Raw genomic sequence first — 25,572 nt, 5'->3', positions numbered from 1 at the left:
CAGAGCGTGAAAACAAGAAAATGACGGAATCCCAACAACCGGTTTTAGAATTATTGGACGTGCACCGGACCTTCACGGTCAGCCGCGGCCTGTTCAAAGGCAAGAGGGCTCTTGGGGCGGTCAATGGAGTTTCTCTGGGTATAAACAGAGGAGATGTTTTAGGCCTTGTGGGCGAGTCGGGTTGCGGCAAGACGACCCTGGCCCGTATGCTGTTGGGCCTCCTACCTCCGACTAGTGGTCAGATTCTCATCGATGGCCGAGCCATCGCCGGAGAGGACCGGCGTACCCGCTCTAGGATGATCCAGCCGGTTTTCCAGGATCCTTACTCTTCGCTGAATCCCCGTAAAATGGTGGGGTCTATCATTTCCCTGCCCCTCCGGGTTCACAAGGTAGGCGATCCATCTACCTGGCGGAGTAAGGTGGAGGAGATGTTGGACCTGGTTGGCCTGCCCGGACGGGTTTACCACAGCTATCCGGGACAGCTCTCAGGGGGGCAGCGCCAGCGAGTGGCGGTCGCCCGGGCCCTCATCATGCGACCTGAAGTGGTGATCTGCGACGAACCCACATCCTCTCTCGACGTCTCTGTTCAAGCACAGATTCTGAACCTGCTCATTTCCTTGAGGAAGGAGTTAGGACTCACCTATTTACTTATCAGCCACAATCTGGCAGTGGTGGAACATCTGGCTACCCGCGTGGCGGTTATGTATTTGGGGCGGATCGTGGAGGAGGCCGAGACAGACCGATTATTTCAGAACCCCCGTCATCCTTACACCCGGGCTCTGCTGGAATCGGTGCTTACGCCGGAACCGGGCCTTGGAGTTCCAGTGGTCCATCTGGGGGCCGGTTTTCCCAATCCCCTTGACCCCCCGCCCGGATGCACCTTTCATCCACGGTGTGTTTTTGCCAAATCGGATTGCAGTGAAAAGGTCCCTTCTTCCCGAAGAGATGAAGAAGGGATGGTGGCGTGCTTCCTGGATGAATCAAAGAGGAAGGAACCCCCAAAGGTATAATTGCGGATTGCGGATTTCAGAATGCGGACTCGCACGATAACAAAGGAGATAATTTGATGGCCCGACGCGTTCTTTCTGCGGAGATCAACCACGAAACCAACACTTTCAGCATCCTTCCCGCAACGATTAGCTCCTATAAAGCACGCCGGTATTACCGGGGAGAGGAGATTCAACAGGCCCTGGCCGGAACCCGTACGGAGATCGGAGGCCACCTCGATGCAGCCAAGAAGTATGGTTGGAATCTGGTTCAGCCCATCGCCGCCCAGGCAACTCCCAGCGGGAAGACAATGGTCGAGACCTGGGCGGAACTCAGCGGGGCAGTCATCGAGGCTTGCAAGCAAGGCCCTTTCGATGGTGTACTCCTCGCCCTGCACGGAGCCATGGTCACAGAAGACCAGGATGACGCCGAAGGGGATCTCTTGCGCCGCCTCCGGGAAAGGCTCGGCCCGCAGGTGCCGATTGCCATAACCCTGGACATTCATGCCAACGTGACCGAGGTCATGGCCCGCCTGGCCAACATCGTCATCGCCTACCGCACCTACCCTCACGTGGATCATTACGAGCGGGCCATGGAGGCAGCCAGCCTCCTTCAGCGGGCCATGGAAGGAAAGATTTGCCCGCGGGCATTGATGGTACGAGGGCCTCAGATCGATGGCTGCGATTACGGCCGCACCCAGGGCGGTCCCATGTCCAGAATTCTCCGGAAAGCGGAGGAATTGCAGCAGAAAGAACCGGGCGTGCTGGCAGTGGCCGTCTGCGCCGGTTTCGTCTGGTCCGACATCCCGGAGGTTGGCCCATCGGTGACGATTACCGGAAATGGCGAGAGCCCGCGCTACCGGGCCCTGGCTCAGGAACTTCAGGAAGAGATCTGGGCGACCCGGGATGAAAAGACGGTTCAGCCGGTGAAGATCAAAGAGGCGATGGAAAAGGCGAAGTCCGTGCTCCCTGGAAGCAAGCCGCTAATCATCGCCGATTACACCGACAACCCCGGATCGGGAGGCTACGGCGACGGGATCAATCTTTTGCGAGCCATGGTTGAGGCCGACCTGCCCAATGCGGCCTTTGCCTCCGTGGCCGATCCGGAAGCAGCCCGTCAGTGCGTAAGTGCCGGAAGAGGCGCCAAGGTGAAAGTGGAACTGGGAGCGAAGATCGATCCCAGAACCTACGGGCCTTCCCTCATTTTTGATGGAGTGGTTGAGAATATCAGCGACGGAGCTTACACCTGCGAAGGGCCTATGAACAAGGGCGTCCGTTTCTCCCTGGGGCCGACGGCTGTTTTGCGGCAGGGTGGAGTGCGGGTGGTGGTGGCTACTCATAACCACCAGGTGTACGATTTGCAGGTCTTCCGTACCCAGAACATCGAGCCCCGGGAGTGCTCCGTTCTTGCGGTCAAATCCTGGCACCATTTCCGGGCCGCCTTCGAACCCATTTCCAGCGGGGTGCTTCTGGCGGACAGCGGTGGCTTAGCTTCCATGGACCTCAAGCGCTTCCACTACCGCAAAGTCCGCCGCCCCGTCTATCCCCTCGACCTGGATTGATCGCTACCAGGCACCCAGCGAACTCTACTTCCTTTCCAGGGCTTTGGTTAAATGATTATGAACTTCGGCTAACAATAAGGCTCCCCGTGGTAAAATGCTTCGCTTGGAAATGTATAGAATAACCTAAGGAGCTACAAGTTGTTAAAATTTCGAAGGAGTATACCTTGGACGAAAAAACCGGGATAATAAAGAAGATTGATTACCGGGGTCTGATCCTTCTGAGTATGGGCCACATGATGACGGATTTGAATACCAGCGCCCTGCCTGCGTTACTCCCTTTCCTAAAAGACGCTTTAGGACTTTCTTATGCCATGGCGGGAACGATCATGTTGTTTTCCAACCTGACCTCTTCGGTCATCCAGCCGCTTTTCGGCTATATCACGGACCGAAAATCCTTCCTCTGGTTCCTGCCGTTGGGTATTTTTTGCGCCGCTCTGGGAATCGCCTTCTTGGGGTGGGCCTCAAGTTACAAGCAAATTGTTATCCTGGTAATTCTTAGTGGGGTGGGAGTGGCCATCTACCATCCCGAAGGGTGGCGCCTTTCCAACTTTTTCGCCGGGGAGAAGAAGGCCACAGGGATGTCCATCTTCGGGGTGGGAGGGAACTTAGGGTTTGCCTTCGGTCCGCTGATGGCCGTTGCCTTGGTGAAGAGCCTGGGGCTTAAGGGAAGTGTCTTTTTTCTAATTCCAGGCGCGGCCATGGCCGGGGTGTTTCTCTTCAGTCGTTTCTGGCGCGTGAGCCGGCCCTCCATTCGTTCTTCGCCTACCTTGACCTCGACGGATGTCGCTACGAGGTCGGCCCTCTACCCGATGTCTCTGCTGCTGGGGATGGTCATGCTGCGTTCCTGGGCGCACATCGGGTTGATGACTTTCATCCCTTTTTATTACATCAATTATATGAAGGGAGACCCGATGCAGGCCGGGAATCTCCTTTTCGCGTTTCTATCGGCCGGAACTTTAGGTACGCTCGCCGGAGGGCCGCTGGCGGATCGTTTCGGGCATAAAAAAATTGTCCTTTTCAGCCTGGGCCTTACCACTCCCTTTTTGGTCCTTTTTCTGTTAAGCTCCGGCTTCTGGTCTTTTATCTGTTTTATCCTGGCCGGCTTCATCTTAATCTTTTCTTTCACTGTGTCCATGGTCATGGGTCAGTTCTTCATGCCTAAAAGCCTGGGGATGGCCTCGGGCTTGATTGTTGGCTTTGCCATAGGGACGGGGGGTATTGGAACGGCTTTATTGGGGCTCTTTGCCGACCATTGGGGGGTACCCCTAACCCTGTGGGTCATCGCTCTCATCCCCTGGGCGGCATTCATTCCGGGCGCACTCATACCTTACCCTACCAATAAGAGGGCCATTTAAAAATGGCGGGATGGGGGGGGAGGTAAGCCTTGAATTCTCCCCCTCCTAACCCTCCCTCCTCAGCGGGAGAGGGCTTCGTTGTGAGCTCAGCTGAACGGGAAGGGTGGGTTTATAGGGGGTGCTTTTCCCCATCGATGGAAATGAAAAAGCGCTTTTCTTGCTCGTCATGCTGGATGAAGGGGACCAGAAGTTGATAGGCGCCGCGGGAAAAGCGAGCTTCGAATATTCCGCCACGAACCCGACAATAGGGAATATGATCTGCTCCGATGCGGAGGGTTTCAGGGATAAGTTGTTCTCGACTCTCATCGTTCAAGATTAACCAAACAGACTCCAACCCACCTTTTTCGAAAGTAACGAATTCGAGGGTCTTGACCACGAAAGGGGCATCTTCCACCTCTACGGTGCATATTTCTTGGCCAATCCGCAAAATAATCCGGCCAGATGCGTCGCGGGTCAGATTTCTATTGTACAGGAGGTAGGTCTTGCGGTGGGTGATTTCTTCCCCCTGAAAAAACCAGCGCCCTTCTTTATCGATCCAGATGGAAACTTCGTTCATTTTCCGATACAGAACTGTTCAAAAATTCGGTCCAAAACATCCTCGGGAGCCATCTCGCCCAAAATGGTACCAAGGGCTTCCAAAGCCTGCCGCAGATCGAGGGTGATAAATTCCCAAGAGAGGTCTTTTCCCATGCCTTCTAAAGCGTGGGATAAAGCCTCCCGGGCAGCCTCGATAGCCAGTTTGTGGCGAAGATTGGAAAGGATCACTTCTGCCGAAGAATCCACCTTGCCGTTAAGAACGAGATGGCGGATGGCCTCTTGGAGGCGGTCGATCCCTAAGCTGTAGAGGGCGGAGATGGCGATGAAAGGAGCTTCAGGTAACTGCTGGCGCAAACCTTCCAGGGCAATGCGCTGCGGAAGGTCGTCCTTGTTGACAGCGATGATGGCCTTTTTCGAGCGAATCTGAGGAAGGATGGCCAGGTCTTCGGATGATAGGGGTTCGGACCCGTCCAGGACCCAGATAACGAGATCGGCCTGGGCCAAGCGGTCGTGCGTTCGCCTTACGCCTTCTTCCTCGATAGCATCCTGAACAGGACGAAGGCCGGCGGTGTCCATCAACCTTAAGGGAATTCCGGCGATATTGACGATTTCTTCGATGACATCCCGCGTCGTTCCGGGGATGGCGGTGACAATGGCGCGCTCCTCTCTGAGGAGGGAATTCAGCAGACTGGATTTTCCTACGTTGGGTTTGCCGATGATTACCGCCGCAATTCCTTCTCGGTAGACTTTGCCCTCCTGGTAAGTATTGCCAAGCACATCCAAACGGTCTCGGGTGTTCTGAAGACGCTGGAGGATTTCCTGCGGAGAGATTTCAGGAATTTCTTCTTCGGGAAAATCGACGCTGGCTTCAAGCAGAGTTAGAAGGTTCAGCAGCCCTTCTTTCATTTGCCGCACTTCCGCGGCCAATTTACCTGACCGCTGTCGATTGGCCAGTTCCAGAGATTGCTGGGTCTTGGAATTGATCAAGTCGATAACTGCTTCCGCCTGGGTCAGGTCGATTCGGCCGTTCAAGAAGGCACGCTTGGTAAATTCTCCTGGCTCGGCCAAACGGGCTCCGCTGCGCAGGACGGCCTGCAAAATCTCCTGGAGAACCAAAGCCCCGCTGTGGCATTGGATTTCAACCACATCCTCCCGAGTATAAGTTTTGGGCTGGCGCATGTATACGAGAAGGACTTCGTCAATGACCGTTTGATCTTCGGGACGGATAATTTCACCCAGGTAAAATCGGTGGGAAAGGAGAGGATCCGCGTCCCCCTTCGGCCGAAAGACTTTGCCCGCGATGGTCAGGGCCTGGGAACCACTGATGCGGATGACGCCGATACCTCCCGTCCCCAAAGGGGTGGAAATTGCCGCAATCGTATCCCCCAAGACCCCTTTGCTCATGAAGGTTTTTTTTCGGGACTGATCATGACCTTCCGGTAAAGTCCGGTTCCGGTCGATCGTGTGCGCAGGGTTTTGTCGTCCTGGAGGGCCAGATGGATAATGCGCCGGTCATGGGCATTCATCGGACTGATGGTTACAGGCCGGCCCAGCTTTTTGGCTTTATCGGCCAGGCGGTGGGCCAGGTTGACCAAAGATTCTTCCCTCCGGGAGCGGTAGTTTTCTGTATCAAGCACAATCCTTTTTTTATCTTCGGCGCCCTTATGAACAATCTTGCTAATCAGGTACTCAAGGGCATCGAGAGTCTCGCCCTTACGGCCGATCAATAAGCCACTGCCATCACTCTTAATGGATAATAAGACACGTTCGGGCTCATCGCGAAGTTCAACCTCCGCCTCGACCCCCAATAAGTGTAAAAGCTCCTGCAGGGTTTTCTTGGCCATTTCCCCTACATGGTAACTGGAAGAGGCAGGCGGAAGACCTACCTCTTTTTCTATGGGGGTTACGGTTGTTTTGCGGGTGGCTCGAATCTGGGCCTTCTTGACTCCCACCAGCCCCAAGAAGCCGCTGGATCCATTGGCCAGGATTTCAATCTCCAAATCTTCCTTGGAGACTTTCAATTCTTCGCAGGCTTTGTTGATGGCCTCTTCAATGGTTTTGCCTTCGGTTTCAACAGAATTCATTTTATCCCCCAAAGCTACGTCGAATGTTGGTTGATATATATTTGCTGCCCAATAGAAAGCAGGTTGTTGAACAGCCAGTAAATAACCAGACCTGTGGGAAAACTGAGGAACATGAATGTAAATACTACGGGCATGATCAGCATCATCTTAGCCTGGGTGGGGTCACCAGTAGTGGGTGTCATCCACTGCTGGACAAACATGGAAACCCCCATAAGAATGGGAGAGATATAGTAAGGGTCCTGGGCCGAGAGGTCCTGAATCCACCAGTAGAAGGGAGCATGGCGAATCTCAATGGAGTAAAGCAGAACTTTATACAGGGCGAAGAAAATGGGCATCTGGATGGCGATGGGTAAGCAGCCACTCATGGGGTTGACTTTGTACCGGCGATAAAGTTCCATCATCTCTTTGTTCAGCTTTTCCTTGTCATCCTTAAGTTTTTCTTTTAACTTGGCCATCTCGGGTTGGAGTTTTTTCATCTCCTTCATCGCTTTGTAACTGATATGGGTTGGATACCAGAAAAGAATTTTGATGATGATCGTGAGCAAGATGATAGCCAGGCCATAATTCCCAGTGTACTTGTAGAAAAATTTCATGACATAGAGCATGGGCTTCGCCACCACATCAAACCAGCCGAAGTCCAACGCCCGGTCCAAATCAGAACCGAAAGATTTGAGGATGTCCAGGGCTTTGGGTCCGAGGTACATGGCGTAGGATTGGGTGAATTGGGTTTGCGGCGGGAGGGATGCTTTGGGACCCCCCATACGCAGCTCAGCGACAGTTGCCGAGACTTTTTTCATAATGAGCTCAGTACCCTCGGATTTCTGGGGGATAAGAGCGGCGAGGAAATATATATCTTGGAAACCTCCCCACTGGACGTCTTGGGAAAAGCGTTTTTCGTCCTTGAGGTCGTTCAACTCCACTTCGTGCAGCTCTTTCTTCACCAGGGCTGTGAAGGGAGGAACTGCGGCACCCGAGCTTCCCCCCGAGCCTGGAATGCATCCCATGGCCCCTCCAGATCCGGAGGCCGTGTCGATCTTTCCTGTCCAGACGAAGACTGGCCGACCTTCTAAGGGACCCGAGGAGAGGTTAGCCATTTGCAGGTTGAGGTCCATCCGGTAACTGTCGGAATAGAAAATGATCTGCTGGCTAACTTGCAAGCCTTCGGGGGAATTCCAGGTGAAAAGCAGTTCTCCCTTGGTTTGCCGGGGTCCCAAGTTCAAGGTATCCACGTTCACCTGGAAAATGGAATCGGGGGAAAATGGGAAATTGGCTTCCGTGATCTCCAGGCCGAAAGGGTAACCCCTGCCCAGGGTCTCTATGGCCAGGTCGATGGTTTTGGCTCCTTTGTCGATTTTGGCTGCATATTTTTTAACTTCCCAGCTTTTCAGCCGGGCTCCTCGAGTATCGAAGATTGCGGTGTAGAGTGGGGTATCCACAATAATGTCCTTACCAGCCTGGGTTTTGATCGCTTCCCCAGGCGGGACCGCAGTGGATGAAGGAGTTACTTTTTCCCCTGGCTGAGTTTTTTCTTGAGCTTTTTCTTGAGTTGGTTTTTCTTTAACGGTCTCTGGGGCGGAAGGAGCAAAAAATTGCTGGTAAAAAACCAGGATGATCAAAGAAATGATTACAGCTAACAACGCGCGCTTTTCCATGAATAACCTCCGTTTGCTCCCTCCGTTCGGTCACTGAAGAGATCGGCCCGCCGGGTGACTGGATGGGGGTTTGATTACCGGGTCATAACCTCCGGGATGGAAAGGGTGACATTTCAAAAGCCTCCACATTGCCAATAGTAAACCTTTAGCCGGACCAAATCGCTCGACCGCTTCCATAGCGTAGGCAGAGCACGAGGGCGCAAAGCGGCAAGAAGAAAAGGTTAGCGGGGAGAGGAATCGGCGATAAAGTCGAATGAGGCCAAGAACGATCCGGGTCACCATCCAAAAGTTGGGGGAGCTATTGCTCTTTTAAGATTCCTTTCAATTCTTTCGACACTTGCCAAAAATTTATTTTAGCGGCACCTTCTTTCGCTGTGATCACGAAGTCAGAAGAGCTTAAAAGTGCTTCTTTATTCAGGCGAAAAAACTCCCGAATGAGTCGTTTTAAACGATTGCGTTCAACCGCTGAACCAACCCGCTTTCCCACGGTGATCCCCAATCTCCGGAGGGATTGGCGGTTGGGACATATAAAAACCCCGAAATGTTCTGTCTGGTATTTAACCCCCTCCTTAGAGATTCTCAGAAAATCGGCCCGGCGACGGATCCTCTCCTCTTTTCCCAGTGTGTTAGGGCACATCTGCCCGGGGCTCCGATCTCTAGTGGTAGGGAGAATCTCAATATTCTTCCGCCTCAACCACCAATCTCTTCCGGCCTTTGGCCCTCCTGCGCTGCAAAACTAAACGCCCACCTTTTGTGGACATGCGCTGTAAGAAACCGTGAGTTCTTTTTCTGCGAGTGTTGCTTGGCTGATAGGTCCTCTTCACCAATATACTCCTGCTGGGGGTGATTTTTTTTGTTGCTAGAAAGCATATTTTTTCCAAAGTCTTTAAGAAAAGACTCTTGAAAAAAATTTAATGATTCGTTTAAAGTTTAATTTTATTATTTAAATAATGAAAAAGCAAGATTAAAATAGAGGAAATGAGTTCCTGATCAAAGGGTAAAAAAACTTTGAAGATTCATCCTCTTTGTTTTTTTGACATGGATCGCACGCTGATTGCAACGAATTCCGGTGTTTCGTTCATGCGCTATTCGCTCCGCCGGGGAAAAACCAGCCGTTGGAAAGTTTTCAGGTCCATGCTGGATTATATGCGTTACCGTTTTGACCTCCTGGATATGGATAAGGCCTACCGAGATTCTCTAAAACTTCTGGTGGGGGTCCGGGAGGAGGAGTTAATCCAATTCTGCCAGGAATGGTTTGAGGAAGTGATCAGGAATTTTATTTATCCCCAAGCTTTTGATTTCGTTCGCCAACATAAGGCCAGGGGGGAGACTGTGGTGATTATATCCAACGCCACGACCTATGCCGTACAGCCACTTGCTCGACACTTGGAAGTCGGCCACATTTTGGGCACCCGGCTGGAGGTTTGCAAAGGGCTCTTCACCGGCAACTATATCGAGCCCCTTTGTTTCCGTTGGGGGAAGATATTCTGGGCTGAGAAGCTCATCTGCGAATTAGGTGGGGAGTTCAGCGCCAGCACTTTTTACACGGATAGCATTACCGACCTTCCCCTCTTAGAACGGGTGAAGCACCCGAAAATTGTCAACCCAGATTTCAAACTCCGGGCTTTGGCCAAAAAACGCGGGTGGCCGATTCACGATTTTCGTTTGCCGAAATCTGGGAAAAAGATGGGTAAGGAATAAAGGAATAAAAAAGAAGGCATCCTTTACGGATGCCTTCTCTCCAAAGGTTAACCGTCTAAGTCTGAGTACAATTGTAGCTCTGGGGGCGGAGTAAGGAAGGATGAAATACTTTCCGGATATTTTCCCCTTCTTAGAAAATCTTGGTGATGCTGGTGATAGTTTTACCCGTAACCCAGACGTCAACCACGTCACCAACGTTGATCCCGGCAAGGTCTTTGGCTGCCTCCTTCCCAACGCTGAGCGTAACCTTTTTTTGCTTCTTCACCGAGTCCTGTTTGATGGTAACTTTTTTGGCTGCAGCATCGATGGAGACAACACTCCCTCCCATCCGGTACACAACGGGCTTGGGAGGAGCCTCTTTTTTCGCCGCCTCCGGTTTGGCCGCTTCTGGTTTCGCCTCTGCTGGTTTGGCGGGTTCGGCCGGTTTGGCGGGTTCAGAAGGCTTTGCTACCCCCGCTGGTTTCCCCGGCTCAGCCTTCTGCTGGGCGAAACCTATGCTTGTTAGAGAAAAAGCGAAGATGAGCCCAATCAAAACGATGGCCAGTTTCTTCATGATTCCCCTTCACCTCCTTTCTTTAAAAAATAAATGGACAAAAAAATCTTTTTTTAATAACTTATGTCAGAATACAACAAGGAAAAAATTATTTCAATAATTTTTTTATTTTCCTTCAACCTGAGGATTTCGTAGGCCAAAAGGGTTAAAATGCCTCGTAAAATTTCTGCCCCCAAAGGATTTTCCCGGGGAAGAATTTTTTTTGAACGATTGGTTCGGGAAGCTGTGGAATCCCTGCCAGGAGAACTGAAGAGTCAATTGGAAAATGTAGCCATTATTATTGAGGAAGACCCGCCGGCGTATCCAACCGAAAAGGGAGATCAGGGGCAAGAGTTATTGGGCCTCTATCATGGAATTATGAAAAAAGATCGAGGATTTTGGTATGGGAACGTCCTTCCTGACCGGATCGTCATCTACCGTAAACCTTTGGAGCGCATTAGCTCGAGTCTGCATGACCTTAGAAAAAACGTTCGTCAGACCGTAGCTCACGAGATTGGCCATTATTTCGGTTTTGATGAGGAAGAACTCCAGCGATTGGAAGAGGAAGATTTTTAGATGGTTGATCAATCCCAAGGGCAGCAGCAGGGGGAGGCGGAACAAAGAGGGCAAACTTTGGGGTATTTTTTTTGGAGCTCGGACGCTAAGTCCACCTTTAGCAGGTTGGCCATCGATGCCAGCCAGGCAAAAACGTCGGCCATCTCTTTCCCGACGTTCTCTTTTTCTCCCCGCCGGTAAGCCCGGGTGAGTTCCCCGACCTCCTCTAAAAACCAAAGGAAAGTTTTATCTGCCCCCCGTTTTTCATCCCGGGATTGGTAAAGTTCTTGGATCAAATTTTGGAATTCATTGATTTCCAAAATGGCCCCTCCTTAAGATATTTGTAACAAAAAAACAAAATATTTTACCTATCTATCATGATTCCTGGAATAAGGCAAGAGGGACAAAAGGATATTTTTTCTTGACAAAGAAACATTTCATTATATATTAAAGCTTTATCATTATTTTTGGAATCGAAAGAGAACCTTGAAATTTCGCGTTGAAGACATTGGCGGGGAAGAGCAAGAACAAACCTTGAGCCAAGAGGGAAACTGGTTAGAAGAGCGTCTGGCAGGAGAGCCTCAGAGGCCTTTTCGTTTTACCAGCCCAATCAAAATCCGTTTGCATCTCTCCCGATCGGGGAAGGTAATACTCCTGAGGAGCCGTATTGAAGCCAAGGTAGAGTGGATGTGTGCCCGATGCCTTGACCCTTTCTCCAGGACTTTGACCTCAGAATTCAAGACCAGTTTAAAGCCTAAACCCGATTTCCCCCTGCCGGAGGAAGTTGAATTAAACCGGGAAGACCTGGAAACCGAGTTTTATGAAGGGGAAGAGATTGAAGTTACCCCCTTGGTTCAAGATCAAATTTTGTTAACTCTTCCGGCCAAGGCCATATGTGATGAAGAGTGCCGGGGGGTATGTCCCAAGTGTGGCCAGAATCTAAACCGGGGAATCTGCCAGTGTTCGGAGAAGGTTACCGACCCCCGGTTCGAACTATTAAGGAACTTTCGGGTTCATTAAACGTGAGGTGATTTTCTTATGCCCAACCCCAAAAGGAGACATTCCAAGACCCGCAGGGATAAGCGGCGGACCCATGATCGTCTTGCTTCTCCCCAATTCTCAACTTGCCAGCAATGTGGGGAACCTAAAGCTCCGCACCGGATATGCCCCCATTGTGGCAGTTATAAGGGACGGACCGTCATCGAAGTAGAAGAAGCGTGAGGAAAACCGAAGGGATGAAAATCGCTATAGATGCCATGGGTGGAGACTTCGCTCCCCGTAGTATCGTGGAAGGGGCTATCCTGGCAGCTCGAGAGCACGGGATACCTGTGGTCCTGGTCGGGGAGGAAAAAACAATTCGCCAGGAAGCCGCAAGGGTTCCGGGGAGTGATTCCCTTCCGCTGACCTTCGTCCACGCCTCAGAAGCGGTGGGGATGGATGAATCCCCCTTGACAGCAATCCGGAAGAAGAAAGATTCTTCGATTAAAGTAGCTTTTGATCTCCTTAAGAAAGGAGAGGTTTCAGCGGTGGTTAGTGCAGGAAATTCGGGAGCGGTTTTAGCCACCGCGGTCTTTGTGTTAGAAAAATTGACGGGTGTGGACCGACCCGCCATCGGGACCATCTTTCCCACCTTGAAAGGCTCTACCCTATTACTCGATGCCGGAGCCAACGTAGACTGCAAACCTTTTCACCTGGTCCAATTTGCCCTTATGGGCGATGCCTACGCCAAATACATCTTGAAAAAAGAAAAGCCTATAGTCGGTCTTTTGAGCAACGGCGAAGAAGAATCCAAAGGGAATGAGCTGATCCGGGAGACCAACGCTATTCTGAAAAGAAGTTCGATAGGATATGTTGGCCCAGTAGAGGGCAAGGATATCTTCAATGGCCGGGCGGATGTGGTTATTTGCGATGGGTTTGTAGGCAACGCCGCTTTGAAGATTTGTGAGGGCTTGGCCGAGGCCATCGGGGCAATGATTCGACAAGAGCTGGAAGCCAGCCTGAGAGCCAAGATCGGGTATTTCTTCGCCCGACATGCAGTGAACGAAATCAAGAAAAAACTTGATTATTCAGAATACGGCGGTGCCCCCCTCTTAGGGGTTAACGGGGTCGTCATCATCGGCCACGGGCGCTCTTCTGCCAAGGCCATTAAGAATGCCATCCGCCTAGCCCATGAGTTTGCTCAGATCGGCCTCCCTACGCTCCTGGTTCGAAACTTGGAAGAAAATCAAGACCTCCAACGGCTTGGCGGAAAGAATTTAGTCAAAGTTTGGGAGCAGATCAAAGAAAAAATCATCAGCTGAAGAGGTCGCTCTTAAGGCATCTCCCTCTATTCTTGCCTTCAGTGGGAAGGGGGTGCCCGAAGAAGGGAAGGATATAATGATCAGGTCGCGGATAATTGCCACGGGGTCCTATGCTCCCCCCAAAGTTTTAACTAATTTTGACCTGGAAAAAATGGTAGAAACTACGGATGAATGGATTATCTCTCGCTCAGGGATCCGGGAACGCAGGATTGTAGAAACAAACGTTTCCACCTCTGACCTGGGAACGCAGGCAGCCCTTCGAGCATTAAATGCGGCGGGTCTATCACCCGAAGATCTTGATTTCATCATCACTGGAACGAACAGTCCGGACATGTTCTTTCCATGCACAGGATGTTTCATCCAGGCCAAAATCGGGGCCAAGAAGGCCGCCGCTTTCGATGTCTCCGCCGGATGCACGAGTTTTATCCACGCCCTCTCTTTAGCGGACAAGTTCATCAAAGAGGACCCGAGCCGTAAGGTCATGGTTCTGGGCGCGGAGATCATGTCTAAAGTGACGGACTGGACCGACCGGGCCACTTGTGTCCTTTTCGGGGATGGAGCGGGGGCCATCATCCTTGCGGGCGAGGAAGGAGAGCGGGGGGTGCTTTCTACCCACCTGCATTCTGACGGTTCCCTGTGGGAATTGCTTTACATGCCTGGAGGGGGATCAGCGAATCCATCTTCGTACGAGACCGTGGATAAGCGCATGCATTACATCAAGATGGCCGGAAACCAGCTCTTTAAAGTGGCGGTGCGGGCTTTGGCCGACGTCTCGCAGGAAGCGCTGAAATTTAACGGCCTGAAGAGCGAAGACATCGACATCATGATTCCCCATCAGGCCAACACGCGCATTATCGAGGCGGCGGCCAAACTAATTGGTTTTCCCATGGAGAAGGTTTTTTTAAACATCGAGAAATACGGAAATACTTCCTCGGCCACCATTCCCATTGCCATGGATGAGGTACAGCGAGAGGGCAAAGTAAAGGCGGGAGACTTGATGCTCCTGTGCTCCTTCGGCACGGGAGTCACCTGGGGGTCGGCAGTTATCCGCTGGTGAGGAATAGTGTAAGTGTGAGTGTCAGTGGATGGTTTTTACACTGACACTCACACTCATCACTTAATAAGTAGATGGGAGGAGAATGGATTATTTTTTGAACGAAGACCAGAAGGCCATTCGGGATTTAGCGCGGAAAATTGCCCAGGAAAGGGTGATCCCCGTGCGGGCGGAGTTAGATGAAAAAGAGGAATTTCCCTGGGGACCTTTGAAATATTTGGCCGCTGTCGGTCTTTTCGGGGTCTACATCCCTGAAGAGTACGGCGGCCTGGGGTATGGATCTTTCGAGAACTGCCTGGCCATCGAAGAAATTTCCCGTGCCTGTATCGGTGTCTCCGTATCCTTTGCCGCCTCCGGTTTAGGATCTTATCCCTTGCTCCTCTTTGGTAGTGAAGAGCAGAAGAAAAAATACCTGCCGGACGTGGCCTCCGGTCGGAAACTGGCAGCGTTCGGCTTAACGGAAGCAGGCGCTGGGAGCGACGCCGGAGGAATTCGTACCACAGCCAAGCGCGATGGAAACGATTATATCCTCAACGGAACGAAGCAGTGGATCACCAACGGGGGAGAGGCGGAGATTTATTCGGTGATCGCCCTGACCGACAAAGCCAAAGGCCCGCGCGGAGCCAGTGCCTTCATTTTAGAGAAGGACATGCCCGGGTTTACCTTTGGGAAAAAAGAAAAAAAATTGGGTATCCGCTGTTCGGCCACCCGGGAGCTCGTCTTCGAGGACTGCCGGGTCCCCAAGGAAAATATGATCGGTCGGGAAGGAATGGGATTTATCGTGGCGATGCGGACGCTGGATAAAACCCGCCCGGGGATTGGCGCCCAGGCTGTTGGTTTAGCCCAAGGGGCTTTTGAAGCAGCGGTGGAGTATGCCCGGGAGCGCCAGCAATTCGGAAAACCGATCATTTCTTTCCAGGCGGTCCAGCATATCCTGGCCGACATGGCCGCCCAGATTGAAGCCGCTCGGGCTCTGGTTTATGCCGTAGCGCGGTGGGTGGATACAAATCCTAAAGACATCTCCAAATACTCAGCCATTTCCAAGCTTTTCCCCACCGATGTGGCTATGAAGGTCACGGTGGATGCGGTGCAGATTTTCGGCGGCTATGGGTTCATGCGGGAGTACCCCGTAGAAAAGATGATGCGCGACGCTAAAATTTTGCAGATTTACGAAGGAACGAACCAAATTCAACGCAACGTCATCGGCCAGGCTTTGATCAAGGAGTACGCCAGCAAATGAAGAAGGTGGGATTCGTCTTCCCGGGGCAAGGTTCCCAGTACGTGGGCATGGGAAAAGACTTTTCCGACCGTTTTCCCGCGGCCCGGGAAGTCTTTGAAGAAGCGAATGAAGCCCTGGGTTATGACCTCGCTGCCCTGTGCTTCCAAGGGCCGGAAGAAGACCTAAAACTTACCGCCAACACTCAGCCGGCCATCCTGACCGCATCCGTTGCCACGCTGCGAGTCATGCAGGTGGATAGAGAACTGATTCCTGTAGCCACGGCGGGACACAGCCTTGGAGAATACGGAGCCCTGGTTGCTTCGGGCGGATTACGTTTTGCCGATGCCGTGCGGCTGGTGCATCTTCGAGGGAAGTTTATGCAGGAAGCGGTTCCGGTCAGTGGGGGAGCGATGGCAGCCATCCTGGGGATGAGCGGGCCTGAGGTGGAGGCCCTGTGCCAAGAGGCGGCTCAGGGGGAAGTACTTTCCCCGGCCAACTATAACTCTCCAGGTCAAATTGCCATCGCCGGGCATCGCACAGCCGTGAACCGGGCAGTGGCAATCGTTTCCCAACAGGCTGGGAAGAAAGCAGTTTTGCTCCCGGTTAGCGCTCCCTTCCATTGCGCCTTGATGAAGCCTGCGGCTGAGCGGTTGAAAGAAGAGCTGGCCAAGGTAGAAATGGGAGATTTGCATATTCCAGTTCTATCCAATGCGGAAGCTGATTTTTACCCCGGGAAAAGTAAAATTTGTGAGTTGCTGGTCAAGCAAGTTGACCATCCAGTGCGCTGGGAAGAGTGTATGCAAAAACTCATCCATACGGGTGCCAACCTGGTTCTGGAAGTGGGGCCCGGGAAGGTACTAACCGGCTTGATGCGCCGAATCAGCAAAGATTTAAAAGTGGCCAACGTGGAGGATGGGCCGAGCTGGGGAAAAGCCCAGGCGCTGTTGCCAGAGGAATAAGGTCATTTACGAACTACGATCGGATCATTTTTTTGCCACAGAGATCACCGAGAACACAGAGAAAATATCGTTTTAATTAAGAATAAATATTTGAACTTTATCCTTTTCTTATTCTGTGAACTCGGTGTCCTCTGTGGCTAAAAAAAGTTAAGAAGGAATAGAAACCATGAAACTCAAAGGAAAAGTGGCTTTGATCACCGGTGGGGCCCAGGGCATCGGGAAGGCCATTGCCTTGCTTTTTGCCCGTGAAGGGGCGCAAGTCGTGATAGCGGATATCAACCTGGAGAAAGCCCGGGAGACCTGCCAGGAAGTTGAATCTCTCGGCGGGGAAGCGCTGGCCGTGGGGGGAAACGTAGCCGGTGCCAAGGAAGCTGAAACCATGGTGCAAAAAGCCTTAGACCAATTCGGCCGCCTGGACATCCTCGTTAATAATGCAGGAATTACCCGGGATCAGGTTCTTTTGCGCATGAAGGAAGAGGATTGGGATCTGGTGATTGCCGTAAATCTGAAGGGAGCGTTTCTGTGCACCAAAGCTGCCTTGCGCCCTTTTCTCAAACAAAAAAGTGGCAAGGTGGTCAACATCGCTTCCGTCACCGGCGAGATGGGCAATGCCGGGCAGGCCAATTACGCCGCCTCCAAGGCTGGCCTAATCGGTTTCACCAAATCCATCGCCCGGGAATATGCCAGCCGAAACATCCAGGTGAATGCTGTGGCCCCGGGTTTCATCGATACCGCCATGAGCCAAGCCATCCCCCCGAAGGGTCGAGAATTCTTGATCAAACAGATTCCTATGGAAAGACTGGGTACTCCCGAGGATGTTGCCGAGGCAGTGCTTTTTCTGGCCAGCCCAGCGGCCGATTATATCACCGGTCAGGTGTTGAGCGTCAATGGCGGGATGTATATGTGATCCGGTAGGGAAAAAAACAAGGGAGTAATGGATTATCCTATTGACACCCTTGGTTAAAAAAAGTAAAAAGAATTCATTTCGTAGTTTTATTAAGATTTATCGGGAAGAATTCAAAAGGAGGTGCGATCGTGGAAAAATCAGTGGAACGGAGGGTGATCGAGATCATCGTGGAGCAGTTGGGGGTGAGCGCGGAAGAAGCGACCCTGGAAGCTTCCTTCATTGATGATCTGGGCGCCGATTCATTGGATTTGGTAGAACTGATCATGGCCATGGAGGAGGAATTTGGAGTGGAGATCTCCGACGAAGATGCGGAGAAGATCCAGACCGTCCAAGATGTGGTCAATTATATCAATCAACATATCTGAAAGAAATCAAACGAGTTCCCGCGGGGGAGTAATGGAAAGCGGACGGCGGGGGGTTTGAACTCGGGGATATGAGGATGTTTCTTTGTTGGGATCGGGAGGTCTTATGTTGAGCCGAAGAGTGGTGATTACGGGGCTCGGGATGGTGTCTCCCTTGGGCATAGGCGTGGAAAAGACCTGGCAGGCGCTCATCCAGGGGAAATCCGGCGTAGTTCGGATCACCAAGTTCGACCCCACAGGATTCGATACTCAGATCGCCGCAGAAGTCAAAGACTTCGTCCCAGAAAATTTCATGGAAAAAAAAGAAATCAAGCGGATGGACATCTTCATCCAGTATGCCATGGCTTCCGCCATGATGGCCATGGAAGATGCCCAACTCCCCATTACCCCGCAGAATGCCGACCGGGTGGGGGTGGTCGTAGGCGCCGGGCTGGGCGGATTGACTACCATCGAGTCTTTCCATAAGATCCTTATGGAAAAGGGGCCCGGCCGGATTTCTCCTTTTTTTATCCCCGCGCTCATTGTCAACGAAGCCCCGGGGCAGATCTCCATTCGCTTCGGAGCCAAAGGGCCGAATTATTCGGTGGTCACAGCCTGCGCTACGGGAAACCATAACATCGGAGATGCCTGGCGGATGATCCAGCAGGGCGATGCCGATGCGATAATCGCTGGAGGGGTGGAAGCGACAATCACTCCCCTGGCGGTCAGTGGGTTTAATGCCATGAAAGCTTTATCCACCCGCAATCATGAGCCGGAAAAAGCCTCGCGACCTTTCGACAAAGACCGGGATGGATTCGTAATGGGGGAAGGTTGCGGCATCATCATCCTGGAGGAGATGAACCAAGCCCTGGACCGAGGGGCTAAGATTTACGCGGAAATCATTGGCTACGGCCTCAACGGCGATGCCTACCATATCACCGCTCCCGCACCGGACGGGGAGGGGGCGGCCCGCTGCATGGCTATGGCCCTGAAAAGTGCCGGGATCAGCCCGGAGGAAGTAGATTACATTAATGCCCATGGAACTTCGACGGATTACAATGATCTCTACGAAACGATGGCGATCAAGGCGGTTTTTAAAGAGCACGCCAAGAAACTGGCGGTGAGCTCCACCAAATCCATGACGGGCCACCTCTTGGGGGGAGCCGGTGGGGTGGAGGCGATTTTCACTGTCTTGACCATCCACCGAGGAGTGATTCCTCCGACGATTAACTACGACACCCCGGACCCCGAGTGCGATTTGGATTACGTGCCCAATGTAGCCAGGATGGCAGACGTGCGAGTAGCTTTATCCAATTCTTTTGGCTTCGGGGGCACCAACGCCGTCCTCATTTTCAAAAAATTTGAACCGTGACATGAAAATTGTCCTCGGCAGCGACCATGCCGGCTTTAAGCTGAAGGCAGACCTACGGGATTACCTGGTTGAGCAAAATATCGCTATCTTCGATATGGGTGTGGCAGAGGAAATCCCAGCAGATTACCCCGAAATTGCCCGAGCTGTAGCCGAGAAGATTTCCCAAAAAGAATTTGAACGAGGAATCCTGATCTGTGGTAGCGGAATCGGTATGTCCATCGTGGCCAATCGTTTCCCTGGCGTTAGGGCAGCACTCTGTCATGATCTTTACACAGCCCGGATGAGCCGGGAGCATAATGACGCCAACCTTTTAGTTTTAGGTGGACGTTTGATCGGGAAGGGGCTGGCCAGAGAGATGATCAAGGTTTGGCTGGAGAGTGTCTTTCAGGGTGGCAATCATCAAAGAAGGCTGGATCAGATAGAGTCCCTGGACAATGAAATGAAGGAGCGCAGGGAAAAGTAACACGGCGGGATTCTTTTTAAGCGGTGCGGCAAGTAAACGAGGTTTTCCATGAATCGCCCAACCTGGGAAGAATATTTTATGAACATTACCTGCTTGGTAGCCAAAAGGGCTACTTGTATCCGTCGGCAAGTGGGAGCTGTCCTGGTCATGGATAAACGAATTTTGGCCACGGGTTATAACGGGGCCCCTTCGGGCCTGGCCCATTGCCTGGAAGTGGGCTGCCTGAGAGAAAGGAATCAGATTCCTTCGGGAGAACGCCACGAACTCTGCCGGGGATTGCATGCCGAGCAAAACGCCATCATCCAGGCCGCTTTCCACGGGATTCGTATTCAGGGCGCTACCCTTTATTGCACCAACCTGCCTTGCGCGATCTGCACCAAAATGATCATTAATGCCGGAATCAAGGGGATCATCTACGAGAGCGGCTACGGGGATGAATTGTCCAGGGAGATGTTGACGGAGGCCCGCATTCCCATCCGTCAGCGGCTTAGGGATTAATAAAAAAATTTTACCAATTATTCCTCAGACTCCATCTATTATGGCCAACCCCCAATCTGCTCTCTATGGGCTTTCTTTAGAAAAAAAGGTATGGTATGAAAAGATGTTAGCCGAGAGCTTAGAGAGCGACTCCTTCCTGTAACCACGTTTCTAAGCCAAGAGGGGTAGAGGGAAAAATGGAAACGGAAAAAGAAGAGAAAGAGAGGAAAGCCCGTTTCGGAATTGCCAATTTTGAACGGCGAGGGCACCCCAGATTTTCAGTGGATTTACCCATTGAATATTATCGAGTCAACTCCCCCAACGGCCATCAAGGTCGCGCAGGCAATGCCAGCGAAAGTGGGTTGATGGTATACTTGGCGGAAAAGCCTGAAATGGGCCAATTTTTGAAGGTGAAACTCTTTTTCCCTTCCGCTCCTGATTTGCATACCATTGAGATGCTTGCCCAGGTGGTTTGGGTGGATTTGCATTTAGGTGGAAATGGAGATTACCGGACCGGGGTGAAATTTATCGACATCTCTCCGGAGGATGTAAATAAGTTGAAAAGCTTTTTGAGTAGTCTTTCTCGGATTTAAATTCACTCCTATTCCCATGAACCATTCAACCCATTCAAGGTAGCCTAAGTTGCGTTGTCCATTCTGCCAGCATATAGATGATCGGGTCATTGATTCTCGCTTAAGCAAGGAGGGAAACATGATCCGTCGTCGCCGGGAATGCGCGAATTGCCAGCGCCGGTTTACTACCTATGAACGAGTAGAAGAGACCCTACCTCTGGTCGTCAAAAAGGATGGGCGGCGGGAGGCCTTCGATCGAGGAAAAATCCTTGCTGGGTTGCACAAAGCCTGCGAAAAGCGTCCCATAAGCGTCGAGGTTCTGGAAAAACTTGTGGACCGCGTCGAGCAACGGTTGGAAGAAGCAGGAGAGCGGGAAGTACCCAGCCGGGAAATTGGGGAGCAGATCATGGGGGAACTCCAGAACCTTGATGAAGTGGCGTATGTCCGTTTTGCCTCAGTTTATCGCTCGTTTAAGGATGTGAACGAGTTCATGAACGAGGTGAAGGAGTTGCTGGGAAAAGGGCAGAAAGGGAAGAAAGAATAGGGTTCGAGGATTCGAGGGGTCACCCCTTGAACCCTTGGCCCGTTGAACCCTATTTACAAGGTATCCAGTGAGCCCTATAAAGTCTGACCAAAAATTCATGCGCTTGGCCCTTCGCCTGGCTAAGCGGGGTATGGGGAGGACGAGTCCCAACCCAATGGTCGGGGCTGTTGTCGTCAAAAAGAAGGACCTTGTGGGGCAAGGTTACCATCATCGTGCCGGAGAACCCCATGCGGAGGTTTTAGCGCTCAGACAGGCCGGTGAATCTGCTCGGGGAGCAACCCTCTACCTCAATTTAGAACCCTGTAACCACTTTGGGAAAACCCCTCCTTGTACCCGGGCTATTTTAAAGGCTGGGATTAGACGGGTGGTAGCGGGAATGAAGGACCCCAACCCCCTGGTTGCGGGACGCGGAATCAGGCAGTTGAGAAGAGCCGGGATTCGGGTTGATGCGGGGGTCCTGGAAAAGGAATGCCAGGAATTGAACGCTCCCTTCTGTAAATTTATTACTACCCAAAGACCTTTCGTGATCCTGAAAATAGCCGCCAGCCTTGATGGCAAGGTGGCCACAAGGTCCGGCGATTCGCGCTGGATCTCCAGCGAAGCTTCCCGGGATTATGTCCACCGCCTGCGCCAAAACTTGGACGCAGTGATGGTAGGGATCGGTACGGTCCTGCAAGATGATCCGCTGCTGACCGTCCGGATCCCGGGGGTAAAACGGCCTCGCCATCCCCTGCGGGTTATCGTCGATAGCCGACTACGAATTCCTCTTACCTCCCGGTTGGTCCGCACAGCGGGGCAATACTCCACGCTGGTCGCCACTACCCACGCTGCTTCTTCTTCCAAGATGAAGCGATTGACCAAAGCAAAACTGGAAGTGTTGGTCATCGCCAACGATGCTCGGGGACGGGTGAGCCTAAAAGCCCTGATGGGAGAACTTGCCCGCCGGAATATTGTTTCGGTCCTGCTGGAAGGCGGGCCCACCTTAAACGCCAGCGCCCTCCGGGAAAAATTGGTCGACCGGTTGCTGTTTTTCCTATCTTCAAAGATTGTTGGCGGGCAAAAAGCGTTGAGCATGATTGGCGGGGAAGGGGTTCAGCAAATTAAAGATGCCGAGCCAGTAAGGATATTGAAGGTCCGGCGCCTTGGCCCAGACCTCTTGATTGAAGGAGTCATTGCTAAAGCCGAATAGGTTTTGCCAACAAAGTCAAGGATATGTTAGAATCAAAAAAATGCCCTTTTTAAACTTTAGGCACCTGTTTTATGTTCACCGGCCTGATTCAGGACATAGGAAAAATACAATCCATTGAGCGAAGGGGTGGAGGAGTTTCTCTGGCGATTACCACCCAACTCGACCTTAGCTCGGTGAAAATCGGAGATAGTATATCTGTGGGTGGGGTTTGTCTGACCGTGGTGAAGCTTTCCGGCCGTACCTTCACCGTGGAAGTATCTCCAGAGACATTAAAGCGTACGACCCTTGCCAACGCCAAGACCGGCCAGCCCGTTAACTTAGAGATGGCTTTGAGGATGTCCGATCCCTTGGGCGGACATCTTGTAGCCGGGCATGTGGATGGAACGGGGGAGATTGAAGAGATTTCACCTGAAGGAAACTCTTTACGCTATCGCTTTCGAATTCCGTTGGAGATTGGCCGATACTTGATCGAGAAAGGCTCCGTCGCCGTGGACGGAATCAGCCTGACCGTGGCCGAATGCCATGATCAAGAGTTCAGCGTAAGCATCCTTCCCCACACGGCGGAGAGGACGACCCTGGGGAAAAAGAAAGCCGGAGAGAAGGTGAACCTGGAGAACGATTTAATCGCCAAATATGTGGAGAAATTTGTACGTCAGGCGGATGCGCCGGCACAGCAAAGCACGCGGATCAATGCCGCGTTCTTGGCCGAGCACGGTTTTACCAAATAAAATTTTCATGATGAAAATCCCCCCTTCGCCCCTCTTTAATAAAGGGGGGAGTGGGGGGATTTGAAAGTTATTTTCTACGCAATGGAGTAAAAAATCATGCCAGTCAGCACTATCGACGAAGCATTGTTGGATATTCGTAAAGGGAAAATGGTTATCCTGGTGGATGACGAGGACCGGGAGAACGAAGGGGACCTCTGCCTGGCCGCGGAGAAAGCGACTCCCCAGGCGATCAACTTCATGGCCAAGCACGGGAGAGGGCTAATCTGCCTTTCCCTGACCGAGGATAAAGTTAAGGAGCTGCAGCTTCCCTTGATGGTCTCGGATAATACCTCGGCTTTCCAGACCGCCTTCACGGTCTCCATCGAGGCCAAACGAGGGGTAACGACAGGAATTTCAGCTGCCGACCGGGCAACAACAATCTTGACGGCTATCGCTGAGGGCGCCAAACCGGAAGACCTGGTTCGTCCCGGACATGTCTTTCCCCTCCAGGCCAAACGGGGAGGTGTTCTCGTCAGGACAGGACAGACCGAAGGTTCAGTGGACCTGGCGCGGTTGGCTGGTTTGAAACCGAGCGGCGTCATCTGCGAGATTATGAACGACGACGGGACCATGGCCCGGATGCCCGATCTGGGAATTTTTGCCAAGAAGAATACCGTGAAAATCGTGACCATCGCTGATCTCATTAAATACCGGCTGCAAAACGAATGCCTGGTCTATCGGGCGGCCGTCACCAAGTTACCCACAGTTTACGGCGGGGAATTTAAAGCCATTGCCTATGAGAACGAAGTGGATATCCAGCAGCACCTGGCTTTAATCAAAGGGGAAATTCATCCAAGAGATGCGGTTCTGGTACGGGTTCACTCGGAATGCTTGACGGGAGACGTCTTCGGTTCGCAGCGTTGTGATTGCGGCAAGCAGTTGCACACGGCCATGCGCATGGTGGCCAAAGAAGGAAAGGGCGTAATCGTTTACATGCACCAGGAGGGGCGGGGAATCGGGTTGATCAACAAGATGAAGGCCTATGCCCTCCAGGATCAAGGGCAGGACACTGTCGAGGCCAACGCGGCTTTAGGGTTTGAGCCTGACCTGCGGGATTACGGGCTGGGAGCCCAGATTTTAAGGGATCTGGGGGTGCAGAGGATCCGTCTGCTGACCAACAATCCCAAAAAGATCGTGGGTCTTCAAGGGTACGGCTTGGAGGTTGTGGAACGAGTGCCTATCGAAATCAAACCCGGCCGTAAGAACATTTCCTATCTTAAAACCAAGAAGAAAAAGATGGGGCATTTGCTGACGATCGACTGAATAGCGATCAGCCATCAGCATTCAGCGGTCAGCAAGGAAGAAAATGAATTAATATTTAGCTGAGAGCTGAAAGCTTTTTATTGATCACGGATCACTTACATATAAAAGGGAGGGTAAACCAATGCCCAAAGTGATGGAAGGAAAGCTGAACGCCAAAGGGATGAAGTTCGGGATCGTGGTCAGTCGGTTTAATGACTTTATCTGCGAACGTCTTCTGGCCGGAGCTCTGGATGCGCTCCTGCGCAATGGAGCAGAGGAGAAGGACATCGAAATCCTTAAAGTACCCGGAGCCTTCGAAATACCCCAGGTGACCCGGAAAATGGTCTTAGCGAAAAAATACGACGCGGTCATATGCCTGGGGGCGGTCATCCGCGGGGCAACACCGCATTTCGATTACATCGCCGCCGAGGTATCCAAAGGGATCGCCATGATCGGGATGGAAAGCGAAATCCCGGTGGCTTTTGGTGTCCTCACCACCGACAACCTGGAACAGGCCATCGAACGGGCGGGATCCAAAGCCGGGAACAAAGGATGGGACGCCGCTCTCTCAGCCATCGAGATGGCCAATCTTTACCGGGAAATGAAAGAGAAAAAGTAATTTTTATCGCCACAGAGGTCACAGAGTTCACAGAGATAAGAATATAATTAAAGCCAAAAAAACAAAAAGCAAACCCAAAATTGAATTTTTTTGGGCTTTTGATTTGGTATTTTGCTCTGAGATCTCGGTGTGCTCTGTGGTTAAAAAGGTTTTTTATGGGCATTCGGCGGAGAGCGAGGGAGATCGCCCTCCAGGTTCTTTACCAATTGGATGCAAGCCAAGAGAGGGCCAAAGAAGTTTTAGACCTCTACTGGGAAAATTTTGAACCCACGCCGAAAGCCCGGGAATTTTGCCAGCGATTAGTGGAGGGCGTTGGCCAGAACCAGGGACAGATTGACCGGCTCATCGAGGAGAATTCCGAAAATTGGACTCTCAAACGCATGGCCATGGTGGACCGCAATATTTTGCGCTTGGCCACTTTTGAACTTCTGCAATGTCCAGACATTCCTTTCAAAGCCACCCTTAACGAAGCGATTGAATTAGCCAAAAAATTCGGCGCGGATGACTCCGGCGCTTTCATCAACGGCATTCTGGATAAAATTCATTCCATCCTGGTGGCGGCTGGGAACGAACACCAGGCGAA

The 25,572-nt window shown here is 51.9% G+C and carries 32 protein-coding genes; 23 read left to right on the top strand and 9 right to left on the bottom strand.

Annotated features, from left to right (window positions below):
- The first annotated feature begins 20 nt into the window (after positions 1–20).
- The 3 genes from Q7V48_12545 (at position 21) to Q7V48_12535 (ending at position 3,903) form a co-directional block, all read left to right on the top strand.
- Entirely contained in the window at positions 21–1,010 is a 990-nt protein-coding gene (locus Q7V48_12545; GenBank protein MDO9211557.1) for an ATP-binding cassette domain-containing protein, read from the top strand.
- 56 nt (positions 1,011–1,066) lie between these two features.
- Entirely contained in the window at positions 1,067–2,548 is a 1,482-nt protein-coding gene (locus tag Q7V48_12540) for a M81 family metallopeptidase (GenBank protein ID MDO9211556.1), read from the top strand.
- Between the two features lie 164 nt (positions 2,549–2,712).
- Positions 2,713–3,903, top strand: coding sequence for an MFS transporter (locus tag Q7V48_12535; protein MDO9211555.1), 1,191 nt, complete (start codon positions 2,713–2,715; stop codon positions 3,901–3,903).
- 109 nt (positions 3,904–4,012) lie between these two features.
- On the opposite strand, the gene Q7V48_12530 is transcribed toward Q7V48_12535, so the two are convergent.
- From Q7V48_12530 to rpmH, 7 genes are read right to left on the bottom strand one after another with little or no spacing between them, the layout of a single operon-like run.
- Positions 4,013–4,459, bottom strand: coding sequence for a DUF1285 domain-containing protein (locus tag Q7V48_12530; protein MDO9211554.1), 447 nt, complete (start codon positions 4,457–4,459; stop codon positions 4,013–4,015).
- Entirely contained in the window at positions 4,456–5,844 is a 1,389-nt protein-coding gene (gene mnmE, locus Q7V48_12525; protein ID MDO9211553.1) for a tRNA uridine-5-carboxymethylaminomethyl(34) synthesis GTPase MnmE, read from the bottom strand. Before mnmE ends, Q7V48_12530 begins: the two co-directional genes overlap by 4 nt.
- Entirely contained in the window at positions 5,841–6,524 is a 684-nt protein-coding gene (gene jag, locus Q7V48_12520) for an RNA-binding cell elongation regulator Jag/EloR (GenBank protein MDO9211552.1), read from the bottom strand. The genes mnmE and jag overlap by 4 nt, the downstream gene beginning before the upstream one ends.
- Positions 6,525–6,538: 14 nt before the next feature.
- Positions 6,539–8,176, bottom strand: a complete 1,638-nt coding sequence (gene yidC / locus Q7V48_12515; protein MDO9211551.1) for a membrane protein insertase YidC — start codon at positions 8,174–8,176, stop codon at positions 6,539–6,541.
- Positions 8,177–8,206: 30 nt separating this feature from the next.
- Positions 8,207–8,455 carry a membrane protein insertion efficiency factor YidD gene (yidD, locus tag Q7V48_12510; protein ID MDO9211550.1) on the bottom strand — a complete coding sequence of 83 codons (249 nt, stop codon included), beginning with the start codon at positions 8,453–8,455 and terminating at the stop codon, positions 8,207–8,209.
- 19 nt (positions 8,456–8,474) lie between these two features.
- Entirely contained in the window at positions 8,475–8,813 is a 339-nt protein-coding gene (rnpA, locus tag Q7V48_12505) for a ribonuclease P protein component (GenBank protein MDO9211549.1), read from the bottom strand.
- A 37-nt stretch (positions 8,814–8,850) separates the two neighbouring features.
- On the bottom strand, positions 8,851–9,000 hold the full coding sequence (rpmH, locus tag Q7V48_12500; GenBank protein ID MDO9211548.1) for a 50S ribosomal protein L34: 150 nt from the start codon (positions 8,998–9,000) through the stop codon (positions 8,851–8,853).
- 184 nt (positions 9,001–9,184) lie between these two features.
- Between rpmH and Q7V48_12495 the strand changes: the two genes are divergently transcribed.
- Positions 9,185–9,877 carry an HAD family hydrolase gene (locus tag Q7V48_12495; GenBank protein ID MDO9211547.1) on the top strand — a complete coding sequence of 231 codons (693 nt, stop codon included), beginning with the start codon at positions 9,185–9,187 and terminating at the stop codon, positions 9,875–9,877.
- A gap of 130 nt (positions 9,878–10,007) precedes the next feature.
- Here the strand turns inward: Q7V48_12495 and Q7V48_12490 are convergent, their stop codons facing one another.
- The gene (locus Q7V48_12490; GenBank protein ID MDO9211546.1) at positions 10,008–10,430 is read right to left on the bottom strand and encodes a hypothetical protein; all 423 of its coding nucleotides are present in this window, start codon (positions 10,428–10,430) and stop codon (positions 10,008–10,010) included.
- Between the two features lie 150 nt (positions 10,431–10,580).
- Between Q7V48_12490 and Q7V48_12485 the strand changes: the two genes are divergently transcribed.
- Positions 10,581–10,985, top strand: a complete 405-nt coding sequence (locus tag Q7V48_12485) for a metallopeptidase family protein (GenBank protein ID MDO9211545.1) — start codon at positions 10,581–10,583, stop codon at positions 10,983–10,985.
- An 8-nt stretch (positions 10,986–10,993) separates the two neighbouring features.
- Here the strand turns inward: Q7V48_12485 and Q7V48_12480 are convergent, their stop codons facing one another.
- Positions 10,994–11,284: a MazG nucleotide pyrophosphohydrolase domain-containing protein gene (locus tag Q7V48_12480; protein MDO9211544.1), complete on the bottom strand. Its 291-nt coding sequence runs from the start codon at positions 11,282–11,284 to the stop codon at positions 10,994–10,996.
- A gap of 166 nt (positions 11,285–11,450) precedes the next feature.
- Between Q7V48_12480 and Q7V48_12475 the strand changes: the two genes are divergently transcribed.
- The 18 genes from Q7V48_12475 to nusB all read left to right on the top strand — a co-directional run.
- Complete coding sequence (locus Q7V48_12475) at positions 11,451–11,984, top strand: DUF177 domain-containing protein (GenBank protein MDO9211543.1); 534 nt, start codon at positions 11,451–11,453, stop codon at positions 11,982–11,984.
- Positions 11,985–12,002: 18 nt separating this feature from the next.
- Entirely contained in the window at positions 12,003–12,185 is a 183-nt protein-coding gene (rpmF, locus tag Q7V48_12470; protein MDO9211542.1) for a 50S ribosomal protein L32, read from the top strand.
- A 14-nt stretch (positions 12,186–12,199) separates the two neighbouring features.
- On the top strand, positions 12,200–13,264 hold the full coding sequence (gene plsX / locus Q7V48_12465; protein ID MDO9211541.1) for a phosphate acyltransferase PlsX: 1,065 nt from the start codon (positions 12,200–12,202) through the stop codon (positions 13,262–13,264).
- Between the two features lie 76 nt (positions 13,265–13,340).
- A complete protein-coding gene (locus tag Q7V48_12460) occupies positions 13,341–14,321 on the top strand; it encodes a beta-ketoacyl-ACP synthase III (GenBank protein MDO9211540.1) in 981 nt (326 codons plus the stop codon).
- Between the two features lie 82 nt (positions 14,322–14,403).
- On the top strand, positions 14,404–15,558 hold the full coding sequence (locus tag Q7V48_12455; protein ID MDO9211539.1) for an acyl-CoA dehydrogenase family protein: 1,155 nt from the start codon (positions 14,404–14,406) through the stop codon (positions 15,556–15,558).
- Entirely contained in the window at positions 15,555–16,496 is a 942-nt protein-coding gene (gene fabD, locus Q7V48_12450; protein ID MDO9211538.1) for an ACP S-malonyltransferase, read from the top strand. Before Q7V48_12455 ends, fabD begins: the two co-directional genes overlap by 4 nt.
- Before the next feature lie 166 nt (positions 16,497–16,662).
- The gene (gene fabG / locus Q7V48_12445; GenBank protein ID MDO9211537.1) at positions 16,663–17,403 is read left to right on the top strand and encodes a 3-oxoacyl-[acyl-carrier-protein] reductase; all 741 of its coding nucleotides are present in this window, start codon (positions 16,663–16,665) and stop codon (positions 17,401–17,403) included.
- 128 nt (positions 17,404–17,531) lie between these two features.
- A complete protein-coding gene (acpP, locus tag Q7V48_12440; protein MDO9211536.1) occupies positions 17,532–17,768 on the top strand; it encodes an acyl carrier protein in 237 nt (78 codons plus the stop codon).
- Between the two features lie 103 nt (positions 17,769–17,871).
- A complete protein-coding gene (gene fabF, locus Q7V48_12435; GenBank protein ID MDO9211535.1) occupies positions 17,872–19,116 on the top strand; it encodes a beta-ketoacyl-ACP synthase II in 1,245 nt (414 codons plus the stop codon).
- 1 nt (position 19,117) lies between these two features.
- Positions 19,118–19,579 carry a ribose 5-phosphate isomerase B gene (gene rpiB, locus Q7V48_12430; GenBank protein ID MDO9211534.1) on the top strand — a complete coding sequence of 154 codons (462 nt, stop codon included), beginning with the start codon at positions 19,118–19,120 and terminating at the stop codon, positions 19,577–19,579.
- Between the two features lie 48 nt (positions 19,580–19,627).
- Positions 19,628–20,077, top strand: a complete 450-nt coding sequence (locus Q7V48_12425; GenBank protein MDO9211533.1) for a cytidine/deoxycytidylate deaminase family protein — start codon at positions 19,628–19,630, stop codon at positions 20,075–20,077.
- A gap of 176 nt (positions 20,078–20,253) precedes the next feature.
- Positions 20,254–20,649 carry a PilZ domain-containing protein gene (locus Q7V48_12420; GenBank protein MDO9211532.1) on the top strand — a complete coding sequence of 132 codons (396 nt, stop codon included), beginning with the start codon at positions 20,254–20,256 and terminating at the stop codon, positions 20,647–20,649.
- Between the two features lie 49 nt (positions 20,650–20,698).
- Positions 20,699–21,172, top strand: a complete 474-nt coding sequence (nrdR, locus tag Q7V48_12415) for a transcriptional regulator NrdR (protein MDO9211531.1) — start codon at positions 20,699–20,701, stop codon at positions 21,170–21,172.
- Between the two features lie 67 nt (positions 21,173–21,239).
- Complete coding sequence (gene ribD, locus Q7V48_12410) at positions 21,240–22,361, top strand: bifunctional diaminohydroxyphosphoribosylaminopyrimidine deaminase/5-amino-6-(5-phosphoribosylamino)uracil reductase RibD (GenBank protein ID MDO9211530.1); 1,122 nt, start codon at positions 21,240–21,242, stop codon at positions 22,359–22,361.
- 71 nt (positions 22,362–22,432) lie between these two features.
- Positions 22,433–23,089, top strand: coding sequence for a riboflavin synthase (locus tag Q7V48_12405; GenBank protein MDO9211529.1), 657 nt, complete (start codon positions 22,433–22,435; stop codon positions 23,087–23,089).
- Between the two features lie 96 nt (positions 23,090–23,185).
- Positions 23,186–24,391 (top strand): bifunctional 3,4-dihydroxy-2-butanone-4-phosphate synthase/GTP cyclohydrolase II, encoded by a 1,206-nt coding sequence (locus Q7V48_12400; protein ID MDO9211528.1) that lies wholly within the window; start codon positions 23,186–23,188, stop codon positions 24,389–24,391.
- Positions 24,392–24,512: 121 nt separating this feature from the next.
- Positions 24,513–24,989, top strand: coding sequence for a 6,7-dimethyl-8-ribityllumazine synthase (gene ribE / locus Q7V48_12395; GenBank protein ID MDO9211527.1), 477 nt, complete (start codon positions 24,513–24,515; stop codon positions 24,987–24,989).
- Positions 24,990–25,144: 155 nt separating this feature from the next.
- Positions 25,145–25,572 (top strand): transcription antitermination factor NusB (gene nusB, locus Q7V48_12390; protein MDO9211526.1); only part of this gene is annotated, 428 nt, incomplete at its 3' end.

The organism is Deltaproteobacteria bacterium (assembly GCA_030654105.1).
GTDB lineage: Bacteria > Desulfobacterota > SM23-61 > SM23-61 > SM23-61 > JAHJQK01.
Note: the sequence above shows the minus strand (reverse complement) of the source record. Positions and strands in the feature narration are given on the sequence as shown.

What these genes read in the sequence shown, in the direction of transcription:
- Q7V48_12545 (MDO9211557.1), top strand. Translation starts at nt 21, where the DNA reads ATGACGGAATCCCAACAACCGGTTTTAGAATTATTGGACGTGCACCGG.
- Q7V48_12540 (MDO9211556.1), top strand. Translation starts at nt 1,067, where the DNA reads ATGGCCCGACGCGTTCTTTCTGCGGAGATCAACCACGAAACCAACACT.
- Q7V48_12530 (MDO9211554.1), bottom strand. Translation starts at nt 4,459, where the DNA reads ATGAACGAAGTTTCCATCTGGATCGATAAAGAAGGGCGCTGGTTTTTT.
- mnmE (MDO9211553.1), bottom strand. Translation starts at nt 5,844, where the DNA reads ATGAGCAAAGGGGTCTTGGGGGATACGATTGCGGCAATTTCCACCCCT.
- jag (MDO9211552.1), bottom strand. Translation starts at nt 6,524, where the DNA reads ATGAATTCTGTTGAAACCGAAGGCAAAACCATTGAAGAGGCCATCAAC.
- yidC (MDO9211551.1), bottom strand. Translation starts at nt 8,176, where the DNA reads ATGGAAAAGCGCGCGTTGTTAGCTGTAATCATTTCTTTGATCATCCTG.
- rnpA (MDO9211549.1), bottom strand. Translation starts at nt 8,813, where the DNA reads ATGTGCCCTAACACACTGGGAAAAGAGGAGAGGATCCGTCGCCGGGCC.
- Q7V48_12490 (MDO9211546.1), bottom strand. Translation starts at nt 10,430, where the DNA reads ATGAAGAAACTGGCCATCGTTTTGATTGGGCTCATCTTCGCTTTTTCT.
- Q7V48_12485 (MDO9211545.1), top strand. Translation starts at nt 10,581, where the DNA reads ATGCCTCGTAAAATTTCTGCCCCCAAAGGATTTTCCCGGGGAAGAATT.
- rpmF (MDO9211542.1), top strand. Translation starts at nt 12,003, where the DNA reads ATGCCCAACCCCAAAAGGAGACATTCCAAGACCCGCAGGGATAAGCGG.
- plsX (MDO9211541.1), top strand. Translation starts at nt 12,200, where the DNA reads ATGAAAATCGCTATAGATGCCATGGGTGGAGACTTCGCTCCCCGTAGT.
- Q7V48_12460 (MDO9211540.1), top strand. Translation starts at nt 13,341, where the DNA reads ATGATCAGGTCGCGGATAATTGCCACGGGGTCCTATGCTCCCCCCAAA.
- Q7V48_12455 (MDO9211539.1), top strand. Translation starts at nt 14,404, where the DNA reads ATGGATTATTTTTTGAACGAAGACCAGAAGGCCATTCGGGATTTAGCG.
- fabD (MDO9211538.1), top strand. Translation starts at nt 15,555, where the DNA reads ATGAAGAAGGTGGGATTCGTCTTCCCGGGGCAAGGTTCCCAGTACGTG.
- fabG (MDO9211537.1), top strand. Translation starts at nt 16,663, where the DNA reads ATGAAACTCAAAGGAAAAGTGGCTTTGATCACCGGTGGGGCCCAGGGC.
- fabF (MDO9211535.1), top strand. Translation starts at nt 17,872, where the DNA reads ATGTTGAGCCGAAGAGTGGTGATTACGGGGCTCGGGATGGTGTCTCCC.
- rpiB (MDO9211534.1), top strand. Translation starts at nt 19,118, where the DNA reads ATGAAAATTGTCCTCGGCAGCGACCATGCCGGCTTTAAGCTGAAGGCA.
- Q7V48_12425 (MDO9211533.1), top strand. Translation starts at nt 19,628, where the DNA reads ATGAATCGCCCAACCTGGGAAGAATATTTTATGAACATTACCTGCTTG.
- Q7V48_12420 (MDO9211532.1), top strand. Translation starts at nt 20,254, where the DNA reads ATGGAAACGGAAAAAGAAGAGAAAGAGAGGAAAGCCCGTTTCGGAATT.
- Q7V48_12405 (MDO9211529.1), top strand. Translation starts at nt 22,433, where the DNA reads ATGTTCACCGGCCTGATTCAGGACATAGGAAAAATACAATCCATTGAG.
- Q7V48_12400 (MDO9211528.1), top strand. Translation starts at nt 23,186, where the DNA reads ATGCCAGTCAGCACTATCGACGAAGCATTGTTGGATATTCGTAAAGGG.
- ribE (MDO9211527.1), top strand. Translation starts at nt 24,513, where the DNA reads ATGCCCAAAGTGATGGAAGGAAAGCTGAACGCCAAAGGGATGAAGTTC.